Source organism: Micromonospora sp. KC213 (genome assembly GCF_004348325.1).
Taxonomy (GTDB): domain Bacteria; phylum Actinomycetota; class Actinomycetes; order Mycobacteriales; family Micromonosporaceae; genus Micromonospora.
Genome location: NZ_SMKF01000333.1, coordinates 1 through 1,833 on the forward strand (window position 1 = coordinate 1; position 1,833 = coordinate 1,833).

General features: G+C 75.4%; 2 protein-coding genes. Both read left to right on the forward strand.

What is annotated here, in order from left to right; translation table 11 throughout:
- Positions 1-759, forward strand: a 759-nt coding sequence (gene bla, locus E1166_RS30410) for a class A beta-lactamase (RefSeq protein ID WP_132343235.1), incomplete at its 5' end; no start/stop codon positions are given.
- Between the two features lie 136 nt (positions 760-895).
- Positions 896-1,833, forward strand: a 938-nt coding sequence (locus E1166_RS30415) for an SRPBCC family protein (protein WP_243710607.1), incomplete at its 3' end; no start/stop codon positions are given.

The following is a 1,833-nucleotide window of genomic DNA, read 5'->3' on the forward strand; positions in this document are numbered from 1 at the left end:
GCCCTGGAACAGCGGTTCGACGCCACTCTCGGCGTCTACGCCATCGACACCGGCACCGGCCGCACCCTCGCCCACCGGCCCGACGAGCGGTTCGCGTACGCCTCGACGGTAAAGGCCCTCGCCGCCGGGGCGTTGCTCGACGTGACCTCCGACGCGGAACTGGACCGGGTGGTCCGCTACCGGCGGGCGGACCTGGTGACGTACTCGCCGATCACCGAGCAGCACGTCGATTCGGGGATGACCCTGCGGGCGGTCGCCGACGCGGCGGTGCGGTACAGCGACAACACCGCCGCCAACCTGATCTTCGCCGAGCTGGGTGGGCCGGACGGGTTCGAGCGCAGGCTGCGAGAGATCGGCGACACCGTGACCGAGCCGGCCCGGATCGAGACGGCGTTGAACGAGGCCGCGCCGGGCGACGTCCGCGACACCAGCACGCCCCGGGCCATGGCCACCAGCCTGCGGGCGTACGCGCTGGGTGACGCCCTGTCCGACGCGGACCGCGCGGTCCTGGTCGACTGGCTGCGACGCAACACCACCGGCGCGAAGCTGATCCGGGCCGGCGTGCCGGCCGACTGGCAGGTGGGCGACAAGACCGGCTCCGGAGGGTACGGCACCCGCAACGACATCGCCGTGCTCTGGCCGCCGCAGGGCGCACCGATCGTGCTGGCGGTGCTGTCCCGCCGCGACACGAAGGACGCCGGGTACGACGACGCGCTGATCGCCGAGGCGGCGAGACTGGTCGTCGGCGCGCTGCGCTGATCGCACTCGCCGTCCTGCCTGGGTTCTGTGCGGATTCGGGGTTTGTGCGGCCTGTGGCGGGCATAGCGTCAGGTGTGGTGGCTTTCGCCGCCGGGCCGTCCCCGGGACGGTCAGGGCCGAGTGATGGTGGTGCGGGGTGCGCAGATCCGATCCGACGGTGCTGGACGAGCTGGAGCGGCGCGGCCGGGGCGCCGCGCTGCCCCGGGCGCTGGGCGTGCTGAGCCTCGCCCTCGGCGTGGGCGGCCTGCTGGCCCCCCGCGCGGTGGCCCGGCTGACCGGCGTGGACGACACCCCGCGGGCGTACCCGGTCATCCGGGCCGTCGCCGGCCGGGAGTTGGGGCACGCGGCCGGGCTGCTGGCCGGGCGGCGGGCCGCCAGCTGGGCGTGGACCCGGGTGGCCGGTGACGGCATCGACCTCGCCCTGCTCGGGCGGGCCCTGGCCGACCGGCGGGGCGAGCGCCGCCGGCGGGTCGCGATCACCACCGGGGTCATCGCCGGGATCGCCGCCGTCGACCTGCTCGCCGCGCTGCGGACCGGTCGGGCGCACCGGGCGCGGGAACGACTGATCACCATGGAGGTCGGGGTCACCGTCAACCGGCCCGCGTCGCAGGCGTACCGGTTCTGGCGCGACCTGGAGAACCTGCCGCACTTCATGGCCCACCTGGAGGTGGTGCGCCCCGTCGACGAGCGGCGCTCGCGTTGGTCGGCGCGTGGCCCGGCCGGGCAGTCGGTGAGCTGGGAGGCCGAGATCGTCGAGGACCGCCCGGACGAGCTGATCGCCTGGCGGTCGCTGCCCGGTGCTGCGGTGCCGAACGCCGGCCGGGTCCGGTTCGTGCCCGCACCCGGCGACCGGGGCACCGAGGTCCGGGTGGAACTCGGGTACGCGCCGCCGGCCGGGCGGCTCGGTCGGGCCGTCGCCAAGCTCTTCGGCGAGGAGCCGGAGCAGCAGGTCCGCGACGACCTGCGCCGGTTCAAGCAGGTGCTGGAGACCGGCGAGGTGGTGCGCTCCGACGCCAGCCCGGGCGGCATCAGCCTGCGGCAGGAGTTCTTCCAGCGCCCCGCCCGGCCCTTGCC